At 63.3% G+C, this 23,149-nt stretch carries 29 protein-coding genes; 18 read left to right on the top strand and 11 right to left on the bottom strand.

Annotated features, from left to right (window positions below; genetic code table 11):
• The first annotated feature begins 125 nt into the window (after window positions 1-125).
• From JOY50_RS15640 to JOY50_RS15625, 4 genes are all read left to right on the top strand, one after another.
• Window positions 126-392, top strand: a complete 267-nt coding sequence (locus JOY50_RS15640) for a PepSY domain-containing protein (RefSeq protein WP_019472678.1) — start codon at window positions 126-128, stop codon at window positions 390-392.
• Window positions 389-922 carry a cytochrome b/b6 domain-containing protein gene (locus JOY50_RS15635; protein ID WP_132842555.1) on the top strand — a complete coding sequence of 178 codons (534 nt, stop codon included), beginning with the start codon at window positions 389-391 and terminating at the stop codon, window positions 920-922. Before JOY50_RS15640 ends, JOY50_RS15635 begins: the two co-directional genes overlap by 4 nt.
• Window positions 923-1,171: 249 nt before the next feature.
• Window positions 1,172-2,383 (top strand): enoyl-ACP reductase FabV, encoded by a 1,212-nt coding sequence (gene fabV / locus JOY50_RS15630; RefSeq protein ID WP_132842552.1) that lies wholly within the window; start codon window positions 1,172-1,174, stop codon window positions 2,381-2,383.
• A 161-nt stretch (window positions 2,384-2,544) separates the two neighbouring features.
• Window positions 2,545-3,447 (top strand): alpha/beta fold hydrolase, encoded by a 903-nt coding sequence (locus tag JOY50_RS15625; protein ID WP_243055476.1) that lies wholly within the window; start codon window positions 2,545-2,547, stop codon window positions 3,445-3,447.
• Window positions 3,448-3,521: 74 nt separating this feature from the next.
• Here JOY50_RS15625 and JOY50_RS15620 read toward each other — a convergent pair whose 3' ends face one another.
• Genes JOY50_RS15620 through JOY50_RS15605 form a run of 4 tightly spaced genes read right to left on the bottom strand, consistent with a single transcriptional unit; the run spans window position 3,522 to window position 5,493 of the window.
• Window positions 3,522-3,863 carry a HopJ type III effector protein gene (locus JOY50_RS15620; RefSeq protein ID WP_165931617.1) on the bottom strand — a complete coding sequence of 114 codons (342 nt, stop codon included), beginning with the start codon at window positions 3,861-3,863 and terminating at the stop codon, window positions 3,522-3,524.
• Window positions 3,856-4,152 carry a DUF1244 domain-containing protein gene (locus JOY50_RS15615; RefSeq protein ID WP_132842545.1) on the bottom strand — a complete coding sequence of 99 codons (297 nt, stop codon included), beginning with the start codon at window positions 4,150-4,152 and terminating at the stop codon, window positions 3,856-3,858. Before JOY50_RS15615 ends, JOY50_RS15620 begins: the two co-directional genes overlap by 8 nt.
• A 9-nt stretch (window positions 4,153-4,161) precedes the next feature.
• A complete protein-coding gene (folM, locus tag JOY50_RS15610) occupies window positions 4,162-4,899 on the bottom strand; it encodes a dihydromonapterin reductase (RefSeq protein ID WP_132842542.1) in 738 nt (245 codons plus the stop codon).
• A gap of 33 nt (window positions 4,900-4,932) precedes the next feature.
• Complete coding sequence (locus tag JOY50_RS15605; protein ID WP_132842540.1) at window positions 4,933-5,493, bottom strand: antibiotic biosynthesis monooxygenase; 561 nt, start codon at window positions 5,491-5,493, stop codon at window positions 4,933-4,935.
• 218 nt (window positions 5,494-5,711) lie between these two features.
• On the opposite strand from JOY50_RS15605, the gene JOY50_RS15600 reads away from it, so the two are divergent.
• Window positions 5,712-6,647: a MerR family transcriptional regulator gene (locus JOY50_RS15600; protein ID WP_138737481.1), complete on the top strand. Its 936-nt coding sequence runs from the start codon at window positions 5,712-5,714 to the stop codon at window positions 6,645-6,647.
• Here JOY50_RS15600 and JOY50_RS15595 read toward each other — a convergent pair.
• The gene (locus JOY50_RS15595) at window positions 6,632-7,249 is read right to left on the bottom strand and encodes a PilZ domain-containing protein (protein ID WP_019472691.1); all 618 of its coding nucleotides are present in this window, start codon (window positions 7,247-7,249) and stop codon (window positions 6,632-6,634) included. The genes JOY50_RS15600 and JOY50_RS15595 overlap by 16 nt on opposite strands.
• Window positions 7,250-7,487: 238 nt before the next feature.
• Here JOY50_RS15595 and JOY50_RS15590 point away from each other — a divergent pair, with 238 nt between their 5' ends.
• Window positions 7,488-7,943: a flavodoxin gene (locus JOY50_RS15590; RefSeq protein ID WP_019472692.1), complete on the top strand. Its 456-nt coding sequence runs from the start codon at window positions 7,488-7,490 to the stop codon at window positions 7,941-7,943.
• Between the two features lie 131 nt (window positions 7,944-8,074).
• On the opposite strand, the gene JOY50_RS15585 is transcribed toward JOY50_RS15590, so the two are convergent.
• On the bottom strand, window positions 8,075-8,968 hold the full coding sequence (locus JOY50_RS15585; RefSeq protein WP_243055475.1) for a LysR family transcriptional regulator: 894 nt from the start codon (window positions 8,966-8,968) through the stop codon (window positions 8,075-8,077).
• Window positions 8,969-9,066: 98 nt separating this feature from the next.
• Between JOY50_RS15585 and JOY50_RS15580 the strand changes: the two genes are divergently transcribed.
• From JOY50_RS15580 to JOY50_RS15565, 4 genes are all read left to right on the top strand, one after another.
• On the top strand, window positions 9,067-9,453 hold the full coding sequence (locus JOY50_RS15580; protein ID WP_019471691.1) for a CidA/LrgA family protein: 387 nt from the start codon (window positions 9,067-9,069) through the stop codon (window positions 9,451-9,453).
• A complete protein-coding gene (locus JOY50_RS15575) occupies window positions 9,443-10,129 on the top strand; it encodes an LrgB family protein (protein ID WP_016497950.1) in 687 nt (228 codons plus the stop codon). The genes JOY50_RS15580 and JOY50_RS15575 overlap by 11 nt, the downstream gene beginning before the upstream one ends.
• 176 nt (window positions 10,130-10,305) lie before the next feature.
• Window positions 10,306-11,211, top strand: a complete 906-nt coding sequence (locus JOY50_RS15570) for an alpha/beta fold hydrolase (RefSeq protein ID WP_132842534.1) — start codon at window positions 10,306-10,308, stop codon at window positions 11,209-11,211.
• Between the two features lie 114 nt (window positions 11,212-11,325).
• Window positions 11,326-12,240, top strand: a complete 915-nt coding sequence (locus tag JOY50_RS15565; protein WP_132842531.1) for an SDR family oxidoreductase — start codon at window positions 11,326-11,328, stop codon at window positions 12,238-12,240.
• Window positions 12,241-12,526: 286 nt separating this feature from the next.
• Here JOY50_RS15565 and JOY50_RS15560 read toward each other — a convergent pair whose 3' ends face one another.
• Entirely contained in the window at window positions 12,527-13,309 is a 783-nt protein-coding gene (locus tag JOY50_RS15560; protein ID WP_132842529.1) for an IclR family transcriptional regulator, read from the bottom strand.
• 174 nt (window positions 13,310-13,483) lie between these two features.
• Between JOY50_RS15560 and hmgA the strand changes: the two genes are divergently transcribed.
• The 3 genes from hmgA to maiA are packed head-to-tail and all read left to right on the top strand — an operon-like array spanning window position 13,484 to window position 16,726.
• Window positions 13,484-14,785, top strand: a complete 1,302-nt coding sequence (gene hmgA / locus JOY50_RS15555) for a homogentisate 1,2-dioxygenase (protein WP_132842527.1) — start codon at window positions 13,484-13,486, stop codon at window positions 14,783-14,785.
• A 3-nt stretch (window positions 14,786-14,788) separates the two neighbouring features.
• Window positions 14,789-16,081 (top strand): fumarylacetoacetase, encoded by a 1,293-nt coding sequence (fahA, locus tag JOY50_RS15550; protein WP_132842525.1) that lies wholly within the window; start codon window positions 14,789-14,791, stop codon window positions 16,079-16,081.
• A gap of 12 nt (window positions 16,082-16,093) precedes the next feature.
• Window positions 16,094-16,726, top strand: coding sequence for a maleylacetoacetate isomerase (gene maiA, locus JOY50_RS15545; RefSeq protein WP_138737478.1), 633 nt, complete (start codon window positions 16,094-16,096; stop codon window positions 16,724-16,726).
• Here the strand turns inward: maiA and JOY50_RS15540 are convergent.
• Window positions 16,720-17,526: a SirB1 family protein gene (locus JOY50_RS15540; RefSeq protein ID WP_132842520.1), complete on the bottom strand. Its 807-nt coding sequence runs from the start codon at window positions 17,524-17,526 to the stop codon at window positions 16,720-16,722. The genes maiA and JOY50_RS15540 overlap by 7 nt on opposite strands.
• A 124-nt stretch (window positions 17,527-17,650) precedes the next feature.
• Here JOY50_RS15540 and JOY50_RS15535 point away from each other — a divergent pair, with 124 nt between their 5' ends.
• Complete coding sequence (locus JOY50_RS15535) at window positions 17,651-18,670, top strand: Glu/Leu/Phe/Val dehydrogenase dimerization domain-containing protein (RefSeq protein ID WP_016497958.1); 1,020 nt, start codon at window positions 17,651-17,653, stop codon at window positions 18,668-18,670.
• Between the two features lie 127 nt (window positions 18,671-18,797).
• Here JOY50_RS15535 and JOY50_RS15530 read toward each other — a convergent pair whose 3' ends face one another.
• On the bottom strand, window positions 18,798-19,061 hold the full coding sequence (locus JOY50_RS15530; protein ID WP_095116101.1) for a YebG family protein: 264 nt from the start codon (window positions 19,059-19,061) through the stop codon (window positions 18,798-18,800).
• A gap of 298 nt (window positions 19,062-19,359) precedes the next feature.
• Here JOY50_RS15530 and JOY50_RS15525 point away from each other — a divergent pair, with 298 nt between their 5' ends.
• The gene (locus JOY50_RS15525) at window positions 19,360-19,830 is read left to right on the top strand and encodes a phosphate-starvation-inducible protein PsiE (RefSeq protein WP_019473939.1); all 471 of its coding nucleotides are present in this window, start codon (window positions 19,360-19,362) and stop codon (window positions 19,828-19,830) included.
• A gap of 3 nt (window positions 19,831-19,833) precedes the next feature.
• Here the strand turns inward: JOY50_RS15525 and JOY50_RS15520 are convergent, their stop codons facing one another.
• Window positions 19,834-20,124 carry a DUF3509 domain-containing protein gene (locus JOY50_RS15520; RefSeq protein ID WP_019473940.1) on the bottom strand — a complete coding sequence of 97 codons (291 nt, stop codon included), beginning with the start codon at window positions 20,122-20,124 and terminating at the stop codon, window positions 19,834-19,836.
• Between the two features lie 121 nt (window positions 20,125-20,245).
• Entirely contained in the window at window positions 20,246-20,593 is a 348-nt protein-coding gene (locus JOY50_RS15515; RefSeq protein ID WP_019473941.1) for an HPF/RaiA family ribosome-associated protein, read from the bottom strand.
• 352 nt (window positions 20,594-20,945) lie between these two features.
• Here JOY50_RS15515 and JOY50_RS15510 point away from each other — a divergent pair, with 352 nt between their 5' ends.
• The 3 genes from JOY50_RS15510 to JOY50_RS15500 are packed head-to-tail and all read left to right on the top strand — an operon-like array spanning window position 20,946 to window position 23,148.
• Window positions 20,946-21,251, top strand: a complete 306-nt coding sequence (locus JOY50_RS15510) for a DUF3649 domain-containing protein (protein ID WP_132842514.1) — start codon at window positions 20,946-20,948, stop codon at window positions 21,249-21,251.
• A complete protein-coding gene (locus JOY50_RS15505; protein ID WP_138737476.1) occupies window positions 21,248-22,822 on the top strand; it encodes a PepSY domain-containing protein in 1,575 nt (524 codons plus the stop codon). The genes JOY50_RS15510 and JOY50_RS15505 overlap by 4 nt, the downstream gene beginning before the upstream one ends.
• Complete coding sequence (locus JOY50_RS15500) at window positions 22,822-23,148, top strand: DUF3325 domain-containing protein (protein WP_132842509.1); 327 nt, start codon at window positions 22,822-22,824, stop codon at window positions 23,146-23,148. Before JOY50_RS15505 ends, JOY50_RS15500 begins: the two co-directional genes overlap by 1 nt.
• Window position 23,149 lies beyond the last annotated feature (1 nt).

The following is a 23,149-nucleotide window of genomic DNA, read 5'->3' as shown; positions in this document are numbered from 1 at the left end:
GGCTCATTTGTTAAGTTTGTTTTTCTTTCGGATTGATGTGGAAAACAAATCAATGGGCGCTCGGCGTTCTATCCAACTAAGCTGAATTTCGTGCTGTTTCACTCAACTGAATGGAGCCCATACCCATGCGCATCCTGATCGCCCTGACGCTTCTGATTGGCAGCAGCACAGCATTCGCCGCCACCCAATGCACCACCGCAGACAAAAGCACCTGGCAAGACCAGGATAAGTTCCAGGCGCAGCTCAAGGAACAGGGCTACAAGATCAACAAGTTCAAGGTTACCAAGGGCAACTGCTACGAGATCTATGGTTTCGACAAGGATGGCCGCAAGGTCGAGATCTACCATGACCCGGTGACTGGCAAGGCGGTCAAGTCCGAGTATCACGATTGAACAGTGACGGCACGGTGCAGCTGTGGGACCCGCTCCTGCGGCTGTGCCATCTCTCCATCGCCGGTGTGTTTTTCGCTGACTATTTTTTCAACGAAGAAGGTGACGACTGGCACCAGTGGCTGGGCTATTACGCGCTGGGTTGTGTCGTGGTGCGCGTAGTCTGGGGCTTTATCGGGCCACCCAGCGCGCGCTGGGCCGACTTCTGGCCGACCCCGGCGCGGCTGGTCGGGCATGCCCGCACGCTGCTGCGCGGCGAGCCTTGTCACCGCCTGGGGCATTCGCCGATTGGCGCGTTGGTGATGCTGCTGATGCTGACCGGTATCGCAGGCCTGGTCCTGACCGGGTGGGCGTCCCAGGAAGTGGATGCACTGTGGGGCGCCGATTGGCCGACCGACCTGCACAGCTGGTTGGCCGATGCGGTGTTGGCGCTGGTGTGTATCCATGTGCTCGCGGCCATCGTCGAGAGCGTGCGCCTGCGCGAGAACCTGCCGTTGTCGATGATCACCGGGCGTCGCCGGCGTCGCGATTGAGGGGACCTGTATTGGCCTCTTCGCGGGCTTGCCCGCTCCCACAGGTACTGCACAGGCCTTGAGGTTGTGAACCCTCTGTGGGAGCGGGCAAGCCCGCAAAGAGGCCGGCACAGGAGAACCTTGGTTTTGCATCCTTTTGATCACCCCGTAATATGTGTCGGATAACCTGCGGGGGTAGTCTCACCCTCTGATCAATCGGAATCGCCCCAAGCGGCGTTTCCCCGGCATAAACCTGACGAGGTACAGACATTGGCCATCATTCATCCTAAGGTTCGCGGTTTCATCTGCACCACGACTCACCCGAAGGGCTGCGAGCTCAACGTCCGTGACCAGATCGAAGCCACCCGCAAGCTGGGCGTGCGCGAGGATGGCCCGAAGAAGGTCCTGGTCATCGGTGCTTCCAGTGGCTACGGCCTGGCAGCGCGTATCACCGCAGCGTTCGGTTTCAAGGCCGACACCCTGGGCGTGTTCTTCGAAAAACCAGGCACCGAAACCAAGGCCGGCACTGCTGGCTGGTACAACTCCGCTGCCTTCGACAAGTTTGCCAAGGCCGAGGGCCTGTACAGCAAGTCGATCAACGGTGACGCCTTCTCCGACGAGGCCCGTGCCAAGGTCATCGAGCTGATCAAGAACGAGATGGGTGGCAAGGTCGACCTGGTCATCTACTCGCTGGCCTCGCCTGTGCGCAAACTGCCGCAGACCGGTGAAGTCATCCGCTCGGCCCTGAAGCCGATCGGCGAGCCTTACAAGTCGACCGCCATCGACACCAACAAGGACACCATCATCGAGGCCAGCATCGAGCCGGCCACCGAGCAGGAAATTGCCGACACCGTGACCGTCATGGGCGGCCAGGACTGGCAGCTGTGGATCGACGCTCTGGCAGGCGCCAACGTGCTGGCCGAAGGCGCTCGCACCGTGGCCTTCAGCTACATCGGCAGCGACATCACCTGGCCGATCTACTGGCACGGTGCACTGGGCCAGGCCAAGCAGGACCTGGACGAAACTGCCCTGCGCCTGGACCAGAAGCTGGCCGGCGAAGTGAAAGGCGGCGCCAACGTGGCCGTGCTGAAGTCGGTGGTTACCCAGGCCAGCTCGGCCATTCCGGTGATGCCGCTGTACCTGTCGATGGTCTTCAAGATCATGGAAGAGAAAGGCGTTCACGAAGGCACCCAGAACCAACTGGACCGCATGTACCGCGACCGCCTGTATCGCGCCGATGGTGCGCCGGCCGAAGTCGACGAGAAGGGCCGCCTGCGCCTGGACGACTGGGAACTGCGCGACGACGTGCAGAACGAGTGCAAGGCCCTGTGGCCACAAGTGACCACCGAGAACCTGTTCGAACTGACCGACTACGCCGGTTACAAGAAGCAGTTCCTCAACCTGTTCGGCTTCGAGCGCGCTGACGTCAACTATGACGAAGACGTGGCCACCGATGTGAAGTTCGACTGCATCGAGTTGTAAGCTGAACCGCGCTGGCCCTATCGCCGGCAAGCCAGCTCCCACAGGTACACCACAAGCCTCATGACCTGTGGAATCCTGTGGGAGCTGGCTTGCCGGCGATAAGGCCAGTACAGGCTCAAGATTTTTTGCTAGTTTTGGCGCACAACAACAGGGAATGCGCCATGAGCAGCCTCACCCAACCCGCCACCCACTTTCGCCAAGCCACAGCCGACGGCTACAGCCTCGGCGGCTTTATCTGGCGCCACGCCCAGCCTGACCCCCAGCGCCCGCTGGTGATCATCAACGCTGCCACTTCGGTACGTTGCCGCTACTACTCCCGCTTTGCCGACTACCTGTTTGCCCAAGGCTGCGATGTGCTGACCTACGACTACCGTGGCATCGGTGAATCCCGCCCGGCTTCGTTGCGTGGCTTCCAGGCATCGTGGAGCGACTGGGGCCGTCTGGATTTCGAAGCGATGTTGGCGCATGCGGCCGCGCATTTCCCCGGTCAGCCAATAGACGTGGTGGGGCACAGTTTCGGCGGTTGCGCAGTCGGCCTGGCACCGTCGGCCGGCCAGATACGCAGAGTAGTGATGGTAGGCGCACAGTTTGCCTACTGGCGCGATTACGCGGCTGATCAACGCTGGCGGCTGTTCGGCAAATGGCATGTGGTGATGCCTTTGCTTACCCGCGCTTTGGGCTACTTCCCCGGCAAGCGTCTGGGCTGGATGGAAGACACCCCGGCGGGGGTGGTGAATGACTGGACCACCCGTACGCCACGCTATGAGCACCGGCCAAGTGGGCGCCGGCTGGAGAGGGTACCGTTTGCACATGTCCAGGCAGCGACGCTGGCCATCAGCTTGACCGATGACCCGTTTGGCACTGTGGCGGCGACCGAGCGGTTGCTGAGTTATCTACAGGGTGCCCGGCACCTGCGTATCGCGCCTGTGGATATCTCGGTCGAGGAGATTGGCCATTTCGCGTTTTTCCATGACCGGTTCCGCCAGAGCCTGTGGCCGGTGGCCTTGCAGTGGTTGATGCAGGGAGAGCTGGAAGAAGGTGGGCCTGGCACCCTTATGGATTGAGGATGGATTCGATGTTTTGGGGCTGCTTTGCAGCCCTTGCGCGACGCAAGGGCCGCAAAGTGGCCCCAGCTATCTCAAGCCTTGCGCGAAAGCGGCTGCCCGGCAAATTTCACACCGGCCAAACCATGCTCGATCAGCGCACGGATATTGCCATGGTCGCTGCCCTCAGGCGTGGCCACCACATCACGGTAATGCTCGCCAAAAGCCAGCAACGCTTCCTGGTCGCTCAGCCCTTCCAGCAAAGCCAGCCCCAGGGTCTTGCACGAACCTTCGTTCTGCCCGGCCGCATTCTCCACGCCGCCGTTGTTGAAGGCCTGCGGCTGGTAGCTGTAGTTGTCGGCAATGAACGCCAAGGTATCGGCAAATACATGTTGGCCGCTGGCCAGGCTGGCGCGCAGGGAGTTCAGATCAGTCACGAGGTTTTCCTTTTTCGAACGCCGCTTGTTGGTCGGCGCTGGCTTCTTTCTGGTATTGGGCTTTCCACTCGGCATAGGGCATGCCGTACACCGCTTCGCGGGCGTCATCCAGGCTCAGTTCGAGCTGGCGCTCGTCAGCTGCGGCCTTGTACCACTTGGACAGGCAGTTGCGGCAGAAACCGGACAGGTTCATCAGGTCGATGTTCTGTACATCGGTGCGCTTTTGCAGGTGTTCGACCAGGCGCCGGAACGCGGCGGCTTCGAGTTCTAGCTGTTGCTGTGGGGTCATGGGCTTCTCTCAGGTCATGCGGTTCTTCAAGTGGCGGCCACCGTTGATGACCACTTGGCTGCCGGTGCTGTACTGGCTGGCGAGCAGGTACTTGACTGTCTCGATCAGCGGGCCGGCGCCGGGTTCGAACTCCAGCAGGGCCTTTTTCAGGGTTTGCTGGCGGTAGGCTTCGTCGCCCCCTTCCTTGAGGATCAGCAGCCCGGGCAGGATACCGTTCACATGCACTTTGGGCGCATATTTTTCTGCGAACGACAGCACCATGTTCTGCAGCGCAGCCTTGGTGGCGGCGTAGCCAATGTGGCTTTTGCTGCCGCGCGAAGAGGTTTCGTCGCAGATATGGATGATGTCGGCCTTGTCCACCTTGGCCAGCATGTCGCCCAGGGCCAGGTTGAGGTGGTAGGGCGCTTCGACGTGCAGGCGGAACATGGTATCGAGGTTGTCGAGACCGTCATCGAGCCACAGCGAGGCGTTGTGGATGATGGCGCGCAGGCCGTCGTAATGGGTATGCAAGTGGTCGATCAGGGCCTGGCGGTCGGCCGCCATGCACAGGTCGGCCTGGAACTGCACGATGTTCGGGTGCGCCGTCTGTGGTTGGATGCTGCGGCTGGCACTGACCACCGTATGGCCGGCCTGTGCCAGTTCAAGGGCCAGGGCCAACCCGACGCGCTGGCTGGCTCCGGTAACGAGAATGGGGCTGTTCATGTTCGGGGCGGTCAACTTGTCTGTCCTTTGGTTGCCGCCCAGCATACCCGAACTGTTTCCCTGTTGTATGGCCTGGCCTCAGCGGCTGCGCAAGGCGCCACTGGTGGCCGGGGAGGCATGCAGCCAACTGGCCAGCAGGCGGGTGGACAAGGGGATGAACAGGTACACCATGACCGGTGTCAGGGCCAGGGTGCTGAGCATTACCCGGGGCAGCAGGTCCAGCGGTGCCAGCCAGGGTCCAAACAGCAGGTTGAACGCCAGCGAGACCGGGAAGAACGCCAGCCAGATGGCCACGGCCTGCTTCCAACGGGGCGGTTTTTGCACCGTATTGGTGCCGAACCAGTCGTCGATGCCGCTGACGCGCGCCTCTTTGGGGCGCTCGAACAGCCCGTTGCCGCGTTGTAACCAGGCCCGGCGCGAGGCGGAATGCTCCCAGGCATGCAGGGTGGGTTCGTCGCTGAAGCGGAAGATGATCTGGAATTCGTCGCCATCGCGGGGCGGGGCGAGGATGCCTGAACCGAGGTAGCCGGGGAAGTCGGTGGCCAGCTGCTCGCCTTCATGCAGCCAGGCCAGCAGGTCCTGGTAGCGGCCATGGGCGGCGCGGCGCGACACCATCAAGGTGACGGGTGGGGTAGACATCGTGTATCTCCTGGCAACGGGGCTGGCGGGTAGCTGGCCCCTTTGGCTGCGTGGCCCGGGGTGGTGGGCAACGCAGGTGTGCATGCAAGAATCGGGCGCGGATTATCGCGCATGTGTGATCTTCGGCAAATGTCAGCCGGCAAACGGTTGCACCCTGGGATCGGTGTTGACGTAGTAGAATGAGCGTTCAACTTCCGCACTCAGGGTACCCCGTGCAGATGAACGAACAGGGACGTAATCCGCTGATCGAAGTGGGTCTTGAGCAGCAGGAGCTTTTTCCGATCCGTGAAGTTTCCCGTCTGACAGGCGTCAATGCCGTGACCCTTCGTGCCTGGGAGCGCCGCTACGGGCTGATTCAGCCAACCCGCACCGACAGTGGTCACCGCCTGTACTCCCAGGCCGACATCGATGACATTCGCCGTATCGTCGGCTGGCTAGAGCGCGGTGTGGCCGTGAGTAGGGTGGCCAGCATCCTCGCTCGCGGCCATGCCCTAGCCGTACAGGGCAGCGGTGCAACGGACACCTGGTTGACCTGGCAGCGGCAGGCGCGGCAGGCCGTGCAGCGTTTTGACATGGCAGGCCTGGACCGCCTGTTCGATGAGGTGTTTGCCGCCAGCACCGTCGACCAGGTGTTCGCCGAAGTGTTCATGCCGGTTTGGCACGACCTGGCGGCTGGCCAGCGCGGCTATGGGCAGACCAGCGAGTGGCTGTTCCTCGACCAGTTCCTGCGTGGCCGGGTATTTGCGCGTTTGCAGCTTGCCCACGTGCCGCGTGATCGCGCGGTGCTGCTGGCCGCGTTGCCGGGGCAATGCCACGAGCTGGAGTTGCTGGTGACCGGCCTGCACCTGGGCAGCGACGAGATTGGTGTGACGCCATTGGCGAGCGGGCAGCCGTTGCAGGAGCTGGCGCTGGTCTGCGAACGCCTGAAGCCGGATGCCCTGGTGCTGTTTTCCCACCAGCCACCCACGGCGGAACTCACCCGAAAACTGGTGCGCCTGGCTGCGGTGCTGGAATGCCCGTTGTTACTGGCCGGTGAAGCGGCGGAAGTGGCACAGGACCACCTGGCGGGCAGCCTGGTCGCCTGCCTGGGTGCGCAGGGTAGTGTGATGCGCCAGCGCTTGCGGCAGTTTCTGGCCGGTCAGCTCGATACCTGAGTGTGCAGTTCGGGGTGCGCCCGGCGATGGGCCTGGAGGATATAGTCGCGCAGGCGGTCGATCTCTTCGGCCGGGCTCTGGCCCAGGTCGTAGGCCGCCAGGTCCGGGCCGATGCGCCGGCCCAGTACACCATGCAATTCGATCGGGCTGATGTCGCCCGGGGCGAAGTGCAACTCGAAGCGGGTGGGCGCTGCTGGCAAGCCGCGGATCTCCACCAGTACGCCTTTGAACGAAATATCGCGTACCCACAGGCCGCTTTGCTGATCGTGGCTATCGAGCAGCGGGCTGGGCGTTTCCATCGACAGGCGCCAGGCACGCAGCATGGGGCCGTCTTCGTAGATTTCCGGTGAACCCAGCTGCAAGTGCAGGGCGTGGAACTCGTCTTCCACCAGTTGCAGCGGGAAGCTGATCTGCTGGTTGTTGAACTGGGCCTGCAAGGTCACCTGTTCGTTGGCCACCAGGCGGGTCAGCAAGCTCTGGATGCGACGGTCGCCATTGACCAGCAGGCTCGACATGGAGTCGGCCAGGTTCAACTGCGGCGAATGCTGCATGCTCTGGATGAAATCCAGCTCGTCCTGGGTCAGGAGCGCGTCTGCTTGCATGATCGAACTCGGTGGTGGCGATTTCTTCAACGGAATTGACCGTGCGTGGCGTACTTGGTTCAGGCACGTTCGTCGGTTTTCAGACCAACGCGCAGTTAGGCCCGTTCCCGCTCCGCGACCTGGCGGATGACGTCTTTTCTGAATACCTATGATAGGCCCGCTTTGGTAGAGGCGGCCTTTTGCCAGCGCTGAATGCTAGTATCCTACGTTTTCACTCAGTTTCGGAATCCTCTACCCGATGAAAGTCGCCATTATTTCCGGATCGGTCTATGGCACCGCCGAAGAAGTCGCCCGTCATGCTGAATCGCTGCTGAAGGCAGCTGGCCTGGAGGCCTGGCATGCGGCGCGTGCTACGTTGCAGGATCTTGAAGGTTTTGCCCCAGACGCGCTGCTGGCCGTGACCTCGACCACCGGCATGGGCGAGCTGCCGGACAACCTCATGCCGTTGTACTGCGCCATTCGTGACACCCTGCCTGCGGCATGGCGTGGCCTGCCGGGTGCAGTGATTGCGCTGGGCGACGCCAGCTACGGTGACACCTACTGTGGTGGTGGCGAGCAAATGCGCGAGCTGTTTGCCGAGTTGGGCGTGCGCGAAGTGCTGCCGATGCTGCGCCTGGATGCCAGCGAGACCGTGACCCCGGAAGCCGATGCCGAACCGTGGTTGGCGGAGCTGCTTCAAGCGTTGAAAGCCTGACGGGGCATTTTCGCTTGTCCTGGCCTCTTCGCGGGTGAACCCGCTCCCACATGTAGGGCGCAGTTTTCCCAAACTGTGGTGTCCCTGTGGGAGCGGGTTCACCCGCGAAAGGGCCGGCACTGGCTCAATCATTAGCTACTGCGCGGCACCGGCCACTCGCGCAGCAACGCCAACCACGCCTGCGCCGCCCGTGACAGGTATGCCCCGCGCCGCCAGATAAAGGCAATATCCCAACGCAAATCCTGCGGCGAACGCAGCGGCAAACGCACCACCCCGGGGCGCTCAAGCGCTTTTGCCACCACCCGGGGCAGCAACACCACGCCCTGGCCTGCCGCCACCAACGCTGCCAAAAAATCCGCCTGGCCACTGCGCCCGCCTTCCTTCGGTGTAAACCCTTGCTGCTGGCACGCCTTCAGCAGCCGGTCGTTGAGCACGAAGCTGCGCTGATACAGCAGGAACGGGGTATCGGCCAGTTGCCCCAGGTCCACCCCGTCCAGGCCCGCCAAGGCATGGCCAGCCGGCAGCAGGGCATCCAGCGGTTCGTTGCAGAACGGCTGGTAGTCGAACGCTTGGTCGCTGGGCGTCAGGCTGCCTCCCAGTTCCAGTTCGCCGCTCCTGACTGCCTGTTCGACGCTACGGCTGCCGCCTTCGAGCAACTGGATCGCAATGTTCGGGTGACGCCGCCGGTACTCGGCGAACAAGCCGGCGAACAAGGCGTCACTGCCCAGCATCGGCAAGCCCAGGCGCAGCTCGCCACGTTCCATCTGGCTGAGGTCGTCCAGCTCGTTGAGCAGTGCCTGGCGCTGACGCAGCAGGGCCTCGCCACGCTCCAGCACAATGCGCCCGGCAGCCGTCAGGTGCAGTTGCGAGGCCTGGCGCTCCAGCAGTGGCTGGCCCACATCTTGCTCCAGCTGGGCCACCTGCTTGCTCACGGCCGACTGGCTGATGTGCAGGGTCTGGGCCGCCTGGGTAAAACCACCGCGGTGGATCACTTCGATGAAGCTGCGCAGCTGTTTGAATTCCATGCTCTGAATTCCATTCTGGAATGGCAATAAGTCTAACAATTCGCTTCTGGCCTAGGCAGCCGAATCTTAAAATGAGGGCCTGTCGAGGAACCCGCATCATGAAACCCGCGTTATTGAAAAAAGCCCTGCGCCTGCTTGTCGAGCTGGCAATTCTTTGTGCCCTGTTCCTGCTTGGTGGCCAGCTTGCCACCTGGCTGGGCTGGCCGATCCCCGGCGGCGTGATGGGCCTGGCCTTGTTGCTGATACTGTTCGCTTCGGGTGTGCTCAAGCCGGCCATGCTGCAATTGGGCGCCGGTTGGCTGATGGCCGAGATGCTGCTGTTTTTCATCCCGGCGCTGATGAGCCTGCTGGATTACGGCTCGCTCATCCGTGAAGAGGGCTGGCGCATCTTGCTGGTGATCGCCGTTAGCACGCTGATGGTGATGGTGGTCACTGCCATGACCGTGGAGCTGGTGTGCCGCTGGAGTGTGCGCCATGAGCCTTGAACCCATGCCGCTGTTCTGGCTGGCCCTGACCTTGCTGGCATACCTGGGCAGCCGCTGGCTGTACCGGCGCAGCAAGCGCTACCTGCTGTCGCCGTTGATATTGGTACCCGTGTTGCTGCTGGCGGTGGCGGTGCCGCTGCATACCGCCTATGCCGAGTATGCCCGCAACACCCACTGGTTGATGAGCGTGCTTGGCCCGGTGACCGTGGCCTTTGCGGTGCCGATCTGGCAGCAGCGGGCCATGCTGGCGCGCCATTGGCCGGCCTTGATGGTGGGCATGGTGGCTGGCAGCAGTGCCTCGATCGCCAGCTCCTGGGGCCTTGCGCACTTGCTGGCGCTGGACAGTGCAACCAGCCTGTCGCTGGTGCCGCGTTCGATCACCACGCCGTTTGCCATGCCCTTGGCCCATGACCTGGGTGGCGTGCCGGAGCTGACGGCGGTGTTCGTGATGTTCACCGGCGTGCTCGGCGCCATGTTCGGTGGCGTGCTGCTGCGCTGGTTGCCGCTGCGCACGCCCCTGGCACGGGGTGCGCTGTTTGGCGTTGGGGCGCACGGTGCCGGGGTCAGCCGGGCACAGGAGGTGGGCCGTGAGGAAGGCTCGGTGGCCGGCCTGGTCATGGTCCTGACCGGGCTGTTGAACCTGTTCGCGGCACCGCTGCTGGCCATGCTGCTCTGACCGTTCGTGCCACTGACTCGCTCAGTCATCAAGCTGGCTGGCAACGCAAGTTTCAGGCTTTGGGCTGCTGGCTAGACTCTGCCTCGACATAGAGAGCACATGTATGTGCCGAGGTGACATGCAATGACCGCAGCCTTGCCCTATTCCGCCAACACCACTTCACCGGGACCGTTCTGATGCCTATGGCCGAAATTCCATTGTGCGTCTGGCGTACCCGGGGACAGAGTTTCACTTTCCGGGGCCAGAGCATCCGCTACTGGACCGCAGGGCAAGGAGAGCCCCTGCTTCTGTTACACGGTTTCCCCACCGCCAGTTGGGACTGGCACTACCTGTGGGGGCCTTTGAGCCAACGCTTCAGGGTGATCGCTTGCGACATGCTCGGCTTTGGCGATTCGGCCAAGCCGGTCGATCACGCCTACAGCCTGATGGAGCAGGCGGACTTGCAGCAGGCTTTGCTTGGCCACCTGCAGGTCGACCAGCCGGTGCACCTGCTGGCCCACGACTACGGCGGCAGCGTTGCCCAGGAATTGCTGGCGCGCCACCATGAACAGCGTGCCGACATTGCCAGCTGCGTATTCCTCAACAGCGGGCTGTTCCCCGAAAGTTGCCGCATGCTGCTGATCCAGAAGCTGCTGCTTAGCCGGTTCGGCTGGCTGGTCGGGCGTTCGTTCGGGCGTGACGACCTGGTGCGCAGCGTCACCCAAGTCTACGGCCCTTGCACCCACCCCAGCGAAAGTGCCCTGGATGATTTCTGGAGCCTGATCACCGCCAACCGGGGCACACGCATCCTGCACAAGCTGGCGAGCTACATGCCCGAGCGCAGATTGCATCGCGAACGCTGGGTCGGGGCAATGCAGCGCACAGGCGTGCCACTGCGCTTGATCAATGGTGTGGTCGACCCGCTTTCCGGCGCGCACATGCTCGAGCGCTACCGGCAACTGGTGCCGGAGCCGGACACCGTGCAGCTACCCGGCATCGGCCATTACCCGCACACTGAAGCGCCAGTGCAGGTGCTGCGTCACTACCTGGCCTTTCGTGAGCAGCTTGTGAGCTTCTACCCGCAGAAAGTGGCGTGGTCCTGACCGGGCCTCATCGCCCTGCGTTATTGCCAGGCATTCAGCCTGCGTGAGCTTGATTGTCCGCCCGTTGCTGGCGGCGGACACTCGGCTTACCTGAACCTGCCTGGAGCCATGAGCATGAGCGAGCCTGTCCGTCTGCAAGATCGCGTGGTGATTGTCACCGGAGCCGGCGGTGGCCTGGGCCGTGCCCATGCGTTGCTGTTCGCCGCACGTGGCGCCAGGGTGGTGGTGAACGACCTCGGCGGCACTGCCCACGGTGAAGGTGCCAGCGCCTCGGCCGCCGACCGGGTGGTGGAGCAGATCCGCGCCGCCGGTGGCATCGCCCTCGCCAACCACGACTCGGTCAGCCAGGGCGCACGCATCGTCGAGCAGGCCCTGGACAGCTTCGGCCGGGTCGATGTGGTGGTGAACAATGCAGGTATCCTGCGTGACAAGACGTTCCACAAGATGGACGACAGCGACTGGGAGCAGGTCTACCAGGTGCATGTCGAAGGGGCCTACAAAGTCACCCGGGCTGCCTGGCCACACCTGCGCGAGCAGAACTGGGGGCGGGTGATCTTCACCGCTTCTACCTCTGGCATCTACGGCAACTTCGGCCAGGCCAACTACGGCATGGCCAAGCTGGGCTTGTACGGGCTGACCCGCACCCTGGCGATCGAAGGGCGCAAGCACGGCATATTGGTCAACGCCATCGCCCCAACAGGCGGCACCCGCATGACCGAAGGGCTGATCCCGCCCCAGGTATTCGAGCGGCTCAAGCCCGAGCTGGTCAGCCCGCTGGTGGTGTACCTGGGCAGCGAGCAGTGCCAGGGCACGGGTGAGTTGTTCGAAGTAGGCGGCGGCTGGGTGGGCAAGGTGCGTTGGGAGCGCAGCCTGGGGGTGGGCTTTGATCCGCGCGAGGGCTTTACCCCGGAGCAGGTGGCCGAGAACTGGGCACGGATCGGTGACTTTGAGGGGGCGGTGCACCCGCAGGACAGTTTGCAGGCGCTGCAGCAGATGATGGCGAACCTGCAGAAGTACCCGCTGAGCTGAACTTTTATTGCCTGTGCTGGCCTCTTCGCGGGCAAGCCCGCGAAGAGGCCAGCACAGGCGGAAGATTTTTCAGGGCAAAAAAAAGGCCGCTGCAAGCCGCAGCGGCCAATCGAGACGTCAGATCAAGGAGCTTCAAAATCTACGTCGGTGAACCTCGCAGGCATGAAAAGCGGGGGGAGAGCCCTTCATGCCGGCCAGTGAGTTAAGAATAAGCGCTTGATCCCGTAGGAAAAATAGCGGCTTATGACATTCACCTTTACGTATCGGGCAATAGTGCCGCAGGCGCTCAGGCAGCGGGCGAATAGCCCATGCGCCAGCTGGTTTCCCGCGCAGCTGCCAGCAGCCGTTGCGCCGCAGGGCCATGTTCGTCGGCGTGGAAGATCGACGTCGGCCCGACCACGGTCATCACCGCCGCAACCTGCCCCATGGCATTGAACACGGGCGCCGACAGTGCATCCACGCCCGGCATCAGCAGCCCGTGCACATGGTGCAGGCCGCGTTCGCGAATGCCCGCCAGTACCTCCTGATAATCGTCTGCACTCTGGCGCAGCGCAGCCAATTCCCGGTCACGCAACTCCAGGGTCTCGCGCTCAGGCAGGTAGGCGGCGAACACCAGGCCGGTGGACGAGGTGAGCAGCGGCAGCACCGAGCCCATCTGCGTGACCACGGTGACTGCACGCACTGCGGGTTCAATGCTGACTACGGTTGCGCCCTGGTTGCCCCACACCGCAATGAAGCAGCTCTCGTTCAGCTCGTCGCGCAGTTGCGACAGCGGCAGTGCGGCAATCTTCAGTACATCGATGCTGCCCAGCGCCGCCAGGCCTACCCGCAGTGCCTCACGGCCCAGGCCGTAATGGTTGGTGGCAGCATCCTGCTCGGCAAAGCCGCTGGCAATCAGCGCCTGCAGGTAACGGTGCACCTTGCTCGCCGGCATCTGCACATGTTCCGACAGGCGTGACAGCGAGGTGGAGGGGGAGAGTTCGGCAAGGGCTTTGAGGATGTCTGTGCCAACCTCCGCCGAGCGGACTTTCTGCTTGCCATTGTCGGCGGAGGAGCTGGCTTTGGTCATGGACATCTGCTTCCGGATTCTTCGAGTCGCGCCTTTATAGCTTGACGCCATGCGCGTAGCAAATTACGTTATTCGTAATCTGATTACGATAAAAACAATGCAGACGCGCTGTCACCCCGCATCGGGCCAGCAGCCAGCTGCCAGCAACGGCTCGGTCAGAGCCCGGAGGCATCGATGACTCGCGACACATCACCCGACCTTCTCTACCTCAGCGGCTTCGGCAACGAGTTTGCCAGCGAAGCGCTGCCGGGTGCCTTGCCGGTCGGGCAGAACTCGCCGCAGAAGGCGCCCTATGGGCTGTATGCCGAGTTGCTCTCGGGCACGGCGTTCACCATGGCCCGCAGCGAGCTGCGCCGTACCTGGTTGTACCGTATTCGCCCGTCTGCCTTGCACCCGCGTTTCGAGCGCCTGTCACGCCAGCCGCTGAGCGGCCCGCTGGGGGCTATCAACCCCAACCGCCTGCGCTGGAGCCCCCAGCCGATGCCTGCCGAGCCGACCGATTTCATCGAAGGCTGGCTGCCCATGGTGGCCAACGCCGCCGCGGAAAAACCGGCCGGCGTGAGCATCTACATCTACCGCGCCAACCGTTCCATGGAGCGGGTGTTCTTCAACGCCGACGGTGAACTGCTGCTGGTGCCGGAACAGGGCCGCCTGCGCATTGCCACCGAACTGGGTGTGCTCGAGGTCGAGCCGCTGGAAATCGCGGTGATTCCACGTGGCATGAAGTTCCGCGTCGAACTGCTCGACGGCCAGGCCCGTGGCTACATCGCCGAAAACCACGGTGCACCGCTGCGTATTCCGGAACTGGGCCCGATTGGCAGCAACGGCCTGGCCAACGCGCGCGACTTCCTCACCCCGGTGGCGCACTACGAAGAGGCCGAAGGGCCGGTGCAACTGGTGCAGAAGTTCCTTGGCGAGCACTGGGCCTGCGAACTGCAGCACTCACCGCTGGATGTGGTTGCCTGGCACGGCAGCAACGTGCCGTACAAATACGACCTGCGCCGTTTCAACACCATCGGTACGGTCAGCTTCGACCACCCGGACCCGTCGATTTTCACCGTGCTGACTTCGCCGACCAGCGTGCATGGCCTGGCCAACATGGACTTCGTGATCTTCCCGCCGCGCTGGATGGTGGCCGAGAACACCTTCCGTCCGCCATGGTTCCACCGCAACCTGATGAACGAGTTCATGGGCCTGATCAGCGGTGCCTACGATGCCAAGGCCGAGGGCTTCCTGCCCGGTGGCGCCTCGCTGCACGGGGTGATGAGCGCCCATGGCCCCGATGCCGAAACCTGCGAAAAAGCCATTGCCGCCGACCTGGCGCCGCACAAGATCGATAACACCATGGCCTTCATGTTCGAGACCAGCCAAGTGCTGCGCCCGAGCCAGCAGGCCCTTGAGTGCCCGCAATTGCAGGCCGACTACGACAGTTGCTGGGCCACCTTGCCGAGCACCTTCAACCCGAACCGGAGATAACCGATGAACCACACTGCCAATGCCCGTAGCTGGGTCGAGCACGCCAACGGGCACAGCGACTTCCCGCTGCAAAACCTGCCATTGGGTATCTTCAGCCGGCCGGGTGAAGCCAGGCGCTGTGGCGTGGCCATCGGCGACGCGATCCTTGACCTGGAGGCGGTGCTGGCCGCCGGCCTGTTCGACGGAGCCGCCAAGGCCGCCGTCGAAGCCACCCGCGGTGGGGCATTGAACGCATTCTTTGCGCAGGGCCGCAGCGCCCGTGTCGCCCTGCGCGAGCGCTTGCAGGTGCTGCTTGGCGAACACAGCGAACACCAGGCGGCGCTGCAGGCCGCGCTGTACCCGGCCAGCGCCTGCCAGTTGCATGTACCTGCGCAGATCGGTGACTACACCGACTTCTACGTGGGCATCGAGCACGCCAAGAACGTGGGCAAGCTGTTCCGCCCCGACAACCCGCTGCTGCCCAACTACAAGTACGTGCCGATCGGTTACCACGGCCGCGCCTCGACCATCCGCCCGTCCGGCACCGATGTGCGCCGGCCAAAGGGCCAGACCTTGCCGGCCGGGCACAGCGAGCCGAGCTTCGGCCCTTGCGCGCGGCTGGACTACGAACTGGAACTGGGCATCTGGATTGGCCAGGGCAATGACATGGGCCAGGCGATCCCTATTGGCGATGCTGCCGAGCACGTCGCCGGCCTGTGCCTGCTCAACGACTGGTCGGCGCGTGATATCCAGGCCTGGGAATACCAGCCATTGGGGCCGTTCCTGTCCAAAAGCTTCATTACCACGATCTCGCCTTGGGTGGTCACTGCCGAAGCGCTGGAACCCTTCCGCTGCGCCCAGCCGGCACGTCCGGATGGCGACCCGCAGCCACTGTCGTACCTGCTGGACAAGCGCGACCAGGCCGCCGGTGCATTCGATATCGAACTCGAAGTGCTGCTGCTGACCGAGCGCATGCGCGAGCAGGGCGCTGCCCCGCACCGCCTGACCCTGAGCAACACCCGCAGCATGTACTGGACCGTGGCGCAGCTGGTGGCGCACCACAGCGTCAACGGCTGCCAACTGCAGCCGGGCGACCTGTTCGGTTCGGGCACATTGTCGGGCGCCACGCCGGGTTCGCATGGCAGCCTGCTGGAGATCACCGAAGGCGGCAAGCTGCCAGTTGAACTGGCCAGCGGTGAGGTGCGCAAGTTCCTCGAAGACGGCGACGAGATCATCCTGCGTGCCCGCTGCACGCGTGACGGCGTGGCCAGCATCGGCTTCGGCGAATGCCGTGGCACGGTCATTGCGGCCAACTGAGGAGGCAGGGGCATGGAGCTGTACACCTATTACCGTTCCACCTCGTCCTACCGGGTGCGCATTGCCCTGGCACTGAAGGGGCTGGCCTACCAGTCCTTGCCGGTCAACCTGCTACAGGGTGAGCAGCGCGGTGCGGACTATGTCGCCATCAACCCGCAGGGCCGCGTGCCGGCCTTGCGCACCGACGGCGGAGAATTGCTGGTGCAGTCGCCAGCGATCATCGAGTACCTGGAAGAAGTTTATCCACAGCCTGCACTGCTGCCGGCCACGGCCCAAGCACGCGCCAAGGTACGTGGCGTGGCGGCAATCATCGGCTGCGACATTCATCCGCTGCACAACGTCAGCGTACTCAACCGGCTGCGCCAAGCCGGCCAGGATGAGGGCCAGGTCAACCAGTGGATCGGCCAGTGGGTCAGCCAGGGGTTGGCGGCGGTGGAGCAACTGATTGGTGATGAGGGCTTTTGTTTTGGTGACCAACCGGGGCTGGCGGATGTGTACTTGATCCCGCAGCTGTATGCCGCCGAGCGCTTCAACATCGACCTCGACAGCTACCCGCGCATCCTTCGGGTTGCCGCACTGGCGGCCGGGCACCCGGCATTCGCCAAGGCCCACCCTGCCCAGCAGCCGGACAGCCCGGCTCAGTGAAGCGAACGGTTCGCCGTCGGTAGCTTGCCGATACGCTCGGACAGCTTCAGGCGCTGGATCGGGTCTTCCGTGAGCAGTAACGCATGCTCCAGGTCGAAGCGCTCGGCCTGTGGGCAGTCCAGGTGTTGGTACAGCGAGGCGCGGGTCACGTAGTCGCTGACTTGAACCGGGCCCAGCTGCATGATCCGCTCGGCATCGATCAAGGCCGCCAGGTGGTTGTCGTTGCTGATGTGCAACTGGCGCAGGTTGCGTGATAGCCGCTGCAGCATCTGTAGCGGGCTGGCACTGCGCAGGTGCTCTGCCGTCAGCGCAACGTGCGGGCCGAACTGGCGCGCCAGCAGCTCACGGCAATCATTGGGGTACAGGCGCCGGCCACCACAGGGGTCGAGCAGGTGGTCGGCACCTGGCACCCGCAGCAGGAAATGGCCAGGGAAGCCCACACCCTCCAGCGGGATGGACAGCCGCTGGGCCAGCTCCAGGGCAAGGATGGCCAAGGTCAGTGGTTGGCCACGGCGGCGTTGTAGCACCTTGTCCATCATCGCGGCCTGCGGGCGCAGGGGGTGGTACTCATCCTGCTGAAAGCCCAAGGCATTGAGTTGGCGCAGCAGTGGCTGGGCCAGTTCGCACAGTGGCAGCATCGGCAGGTTGGCGCTGATCTCACGCTGCAGGTCATGCAGCATGGCAAGGCTGGCCGCGGGCTCGACGCTGCGGTCGTGCTCGGCGGCCATCCACAATGCGGCTTCCAGCAGGGCGACAGGCTCGCGTTCCAGGCAGGCCAGGCAGGCTTGACGTGGCTTCATGGGGTATCTCCACACACGCTTGAGTATTAGCTGTGGCGGGCGGTTTCGTCCAGTGGTCCGGCGGCCACGCCAGCTTCGGGGCCGTGCCTATACTGGAAGGAGCACCTCGTGGGGGAGCCTGTCGATGTTCGCACTGATGCAAAGCACCCGTACCCAGTCACTGCACCTGTTCAACGACCCGGCGACGGGCCTGAAAGCGGTTGTGGCGATCCACAGCGAGCAGCTGGGCCCAGCCATGGGCGGTTGCCGCTATCTGCCTTACGCCGATGACGAAAGCGCCATGACCGACGCCATTCGCCTGGCCCAGGGCATGAGCTACAAGGCGGCGCTGGCGGGCTTGCCGCTGGGTGGGGGCAAGGCGGTGATCATGCGCAACCCGCATGTAGAGAACCGCGCCGCGCTGTTCGAGGCGTTTGGCCGCTTCATCGATACCTTGCATGGGCGTTTCATCATCGCCGTAGACAGCGGCACCTCGACCCTGGACATGGACTGCATCGCCCAGAGTACCCCCCATGTGACCAGCACCACGGCCTCGGGTGACCCCTCGCCACATGCGGCGATGGGGGTGTTCGCCGGCATTCGTGCCACCACCTCGTTCCGGCTGGGCAGCGATGACCTCAGAGGGCTGCGGGTAGCGGTACAGGGGCTGGGCAATGTTGGTTATGCGCTGGCCGAGCAACTGCATGCGGTGGGCGCGGAGCTGCTGGTCAGCGACCTGGACCCAGGGCGCGTGCGCTTGGCGATGGAGCAGTTCGATGCAAAACCTGTGACCAACGATGCGTTGATCAGCACCCCATGCGACATCTTCGCACCCTGTGGCGTGGGGCCGGTACTGAACGGGCAGAGCGTGATGCAGCTGCGCTGTGCGGCAGTGGCGGGGGCGGCCAACAACCAGCTGACTACCTTGCAGGTGGCAGACCAGTTGGAGTCCCGCGGAATACTGTATGCGCCAGACTACGTGATCAATGCCGGTGGGCTTATCTACGTGGCGCTGACCCATCGTGGCGAGGACCTGGGCACCATCACTGCGCACCTGGCGCGGATTCCTTCACGGCTGACCGAAGTGTTTGGCCATGCGCAGGCGGAAAAGCGTTCGCCGGCGCGAGTGGCGCAGATGCTGGCGGAGCGGTTGCTGTACGGCTGATGGGCTTCGGGCTGTTTGCACTGGCCCTATCGCCGGCAAGCCAGCTCCCACAGGGAGGGTGCCATCTTTTGGCTGTGCGCTGTACCTGTGGGAGCTGGCTTGCCGGCGATGAGGCCAGTGCAGGTATTTACTCTGCTGCGGGCGCTTCGAGCAGTTCGGCCAACGCATCCGGCTGGCTTTTGAACGCGCGGGCGAACACATCGCGGTTCTTGGCCATGTAAATGCCGGCTTCCTCGACCTGCTGCTCGGTCAGCGACGGCACCGCCTTGTGCAGCACTTCAGCGAGGCGCTCGGCCAGTTCGAGCATCTTGTCGTGACGGTCTGCTTCGGCCTTATCCATAAACAAGTGCTCCGGGTCGCGGCTGCTGCGGTACACCACTTCGACGGCCATTCATCACCTCTATGCCTTTTTGCTGTTTGTGTTGCGGCTTACTGTATCTATATACAGTAATGGCAATGTTGGTTGGTTCGCAAGCAGAAATTGTAGCGTTGCCAAGGGAAGCAGTACCTGTGGGAGCGGGTTCACCCGCGAAAGGGCCGGCCCAGGCGACCTGTCTACTTGCCATGCCCAAAGTGCCTTGCGGCAATCGGTCGCCTTCCAAGACAGGGGCCTGGCCCTTTAACTGCATGGCACAAGCGTCACACCGGTGACGCATCATCCTTCAAGACGTATCGGGGAATGGAACATCGTGAACATCAAATGGGCAGAAAAACTGCGCAAGGGCCTGCACGGCTCGGCCGACTCGCTGGGCAACCTGTGCGTCGAGGCGTTCCATTACCTGGCGTTGTTCGGCATTGGCGCGATCACCGCCTACGCGGCGGTGGCGACGTTTCTGGAAATGCTGGGCAAGGGCGGGATCAGCGTCGATGACATCCTGCTGCTGTTCATCTACCTGGAGCTGGGGGCAATGGTCGGTATCTACTTCAAGACCAACCACATGCCGATCCGCTTCCTGCTGTATGTGGCCATCACCGCGCTGACGCGCCTGCTGATCGGCGATGTCTCGCACCACAAGGCACCGGACGAGGGGCTGCTGTACCTGTGCGGGGGCATCCTGTTGCTGGCGTTCTCGATCCTGGTGGTGCGCTACGCCTCGTACCGCTACCCCTCGACCAAGGTGCTGGATGCCAACGGCAAGCAAGTGGAGGAGGGCAAGTAGCCCTCAGTTGGCAACGAAATGTCGCGGCTCGTGACGGGCGTCACGGGTGAGCGCGGCCAGCACTTGCATGGGGTTCTGGCTGAGTTCGATGGCAAGGCCCAGGCGGATGCTGTCGATGACCCGCTGCAAGCGCACCGGGTCGTTGCGCTGGGCCTGGGTGATGAGGCGCTTGGCGACCACGCCGGCGTCGTCCGACAGGGTCAGCATGATGCTGCCGTCGAGGTTGGCGATGCTCAGGTTGACCCGGTATTCGGGGGCGAATGCAGCACTGATTCGTTCGAATGGGTTGTTCATGGTGTTGCTTCTGCGGTGAATGAGTGCAGGAGTTGACCGGGAACTTCGCACGTTGGTTCACCGCCATTGATCGGCACAAACGAAAACGCCCGGCTCAAGGCCGGGCGTTTGGCTAAGTCAATCAGGCTTCCGGATCGCTCAGTTCCAGGGCGCCGCGCTTGCTGCGCAGCTTGCCATAGAAGTGTTCCAGCGCGTGGTTGAGCTTGGTGGCGGCACCGTCGACTGCCTGGTCCACCGACGTGGCGGTGTGGGTCACGGAAATCGGTTGGTGGCCTTTGGGGCGAGCCTCCATCTGGCAGCGTTTGTCATGCGGTCCGGGCTTGGCGCCGTTCTCGTCGCGTAGGTGAACCTCGATACGGGTGAGGTCTTCTTCGTAACGTTCCAGGGAGCTCTGCAGTGTACTGCGGACCCACTGGTCGAGACGGGCGTTGCTTTCGAAATGGTTGCTGCTGTTGACCTGGATTTGCATGATTCAATCCTTATTCAGCTTGCTCGCATGGAGACGCGCTCAGGTCCTTGAGACCCTTGGAATTTCTGCGCCTCTTGACTCTAAGGTCAGGCAACCGTCGAATGAATTCAAGCCCTATTTGAAAATAAATGTCTTGTTGCAAATCGCGGCTGCTGTGCAGCTCTTCGCGGGGCGTGCCCGCGAAGGGCCGCCCAGCGGCCCCCGTACGAGGGGTCAAAACTCAACCGACGCCTGCATAGAAGGTACGCGGACGTGAGCGCCGGGCGCTTCGTGGTACTACATCGCTCGGGCTTTGCTTATGAGAATTGAAATCATTATTATTGCAGCCCCGAAAAACGCCCGGACCTTCGCCATGACGCGCAAAACCGCCGGCCTCTCGCTCAGCTATCGGCTGGCCGTTGCCTCACGCAGCCTGGCCGCGCTGCTGGGTGGCTACCTGCTGGCGTCCATGGCCAGCGTCTGCATTGCCCTGGTGGCACCGCTGCCAACGGTCGATGCCACGCTGACCGGCTTGCTGTCGTCGTTCGTCTTCTACCTGCTGGCATTCATCTGGTGCTTTGCCTGCCGCAGCGCCTGGCGTGCCTGGCTGGGTGTATTGGTGCCAACCCTGCTGTTGGGCATGATCAGCGGTGTTGCCTACTGGATGAAAAACCCATGAAAGAAGGCTTCCGCCAGGCGATGGCCTGGCTGCACACCTGGACCGGCCTGATCTTTGGCTGGCTGTTGTTTGCCATCTTCCTCACCGGCACGCTGTCGTACTTCAAGGATGAAATCACCCACTGGGCGCAGCCCGAGGTGCGCAGTCATACCCTGGACCCGGCCCTCAGCCTGGACAAGGCCCAGCAATACCTGCAGGACAATGCCGGGCATTCCGCCTCCTGGTTCATCGACATGCCCAACGAGCGTGAGGCGGCCCTGAGCGTGGGCTATCGCGACCCCAACGGCGGGCCGCGTGGCTTCGTCAACAAAACCCTCGACACGCAGACCGGCCAGCCGGTGGAAGCTCGCGACAGCCGGGGTGGCGAGTTCTTCTACCGGTTCCACTTCCAGTTGCAGATGCCGCACCCGTTTGGCCGCTGGCTGTCGACCTTCTGCGCCTTCATCATGCTGCTGGGGCTGGTCACCGGCATCATCACCCACAAGAAGATCTTCAAGGAGTTCTTCACCTTCCGTCCCGGCAAGGGTCAGCGCTCCTGGCTGGACGGGCACAACGCCATCGGCGTGCTGGTGCTGCCCTTCCACCTGATGATCAGTTACAGCAGCCTGGTGCTATTCATGTACATGGTGATGCCGGCCGGCATCATGGCCAGCTATGGCAATGATACCGGCAAGTACTTCAACGACCTGTTCGGCCGCGACGATGCGCCCAAAGCGGCCCAGGTGGCCACGCCGCTGGTAGCGCTGCCAAGCCTGTATGCCAAGGTGCAGGAGCTGCAACCGGGCGCGCGTATCGGCTTCGTCCAGGTGCAGAACCCGGGCGACAGCAATGCCCGCGTCACCTTCACCCAGTCGGCTGCCGACCACGTGGCTTACCGGCGCAGCGCCAACTGGACGTTCGACGGCGCCAGTGGCGCGCTGCTGAGCCAGGGCAAACCAGAGAGCGGGGCGATGATGACCGCCTTCAGTTTTGCCGGGTTGCACATGGGCAATTTTGCCGGGCCCTGGCTGCGCTGGCTGTATTTCTTCTTTGGCGTCGCCGGCACTGCGGTGATCGGCACCGGGCTGGTGATGTGGCTGGGCAAGCGCCAGCTCAAGCATGCCAAGAGCGCGCACATGCCGGGTGAATTGCGCCTGGTCGAGGTGCTCAATATCGCCAGCATGAGCGGCCTGCTGCTGGCGGTGGCGGGCTTCTTCTGGGCCAACCGCCTGATCCCGGTGGGCATCGATGGCCGCGCCGACTGGGAGGTCAATGCCTTCTTCATCGCCTGGGGCTTGTCACTGGTGCATGCCGTGCTGCGCAGCGGGCGCCGGGCGTGGAGCGAGCAACTGGCACTGGGGGCGCTGGCCTTTGCCCTGTTGCCGCTGCTCAATGGCTGGAGCACCGACCGGGGTTTGAACCATTCGTTGCAGGCGGGTGACTGGGCCATGGCCGGCTTCGACCTCACGGCCCTGGGTACTGGCCTGTTCCTGGCCTGGCTGGCCGGCAAGATGTTGCGCAGCCCCAAACCGGTAGCCAAGCGACAACGCGCGGCAAAAAAAACCAGCACTGAAACGGCGCAGGTGAGCTGATGCTGGGTAACGCACTGATCGCATTCGCAGGGTTTGTCGCCCTGTGCCTGGCCATGGAAAAGCACTTCAGCGATTTGCTTGGGCGCAAGCCGCGCCCCGGGCAGTTGCGGCTGTTGCGTGTCGCTGGTTGGCTGCTGCTGATGCTATCGCTGGTGCTTAGCGTGCACGTGCGTGGCTGGGCCCATGGCCTGGTGGAGTGGACCGCCGTGATGATGGCCGGGGTAACCGTGTGGGTGTTTGGCCTGCCCTACCAACCGCGCCTGCTGCTGGGCCTGGCCGTCGCCAGCGTGGTGCTGGGGCCGCTGCTGGCCGTGTTTGCCGTGTGAA

The sequence above is a fragment of the Pseudomonas sp. BP01 genome (assembly GCF_022760795.1).
In the GTDB taxonomy this organism is placed as follows: Bacteria; Pseudomonadota; Gammaproteobacteria; order Pseudomonadales; family Pseudomonadaceae; genus Aquipseudomonas; species Aquipseudomonas putida_Q.
This window is presented reverse-complemented; position numbering and strand designations above follow the sequence as displayed.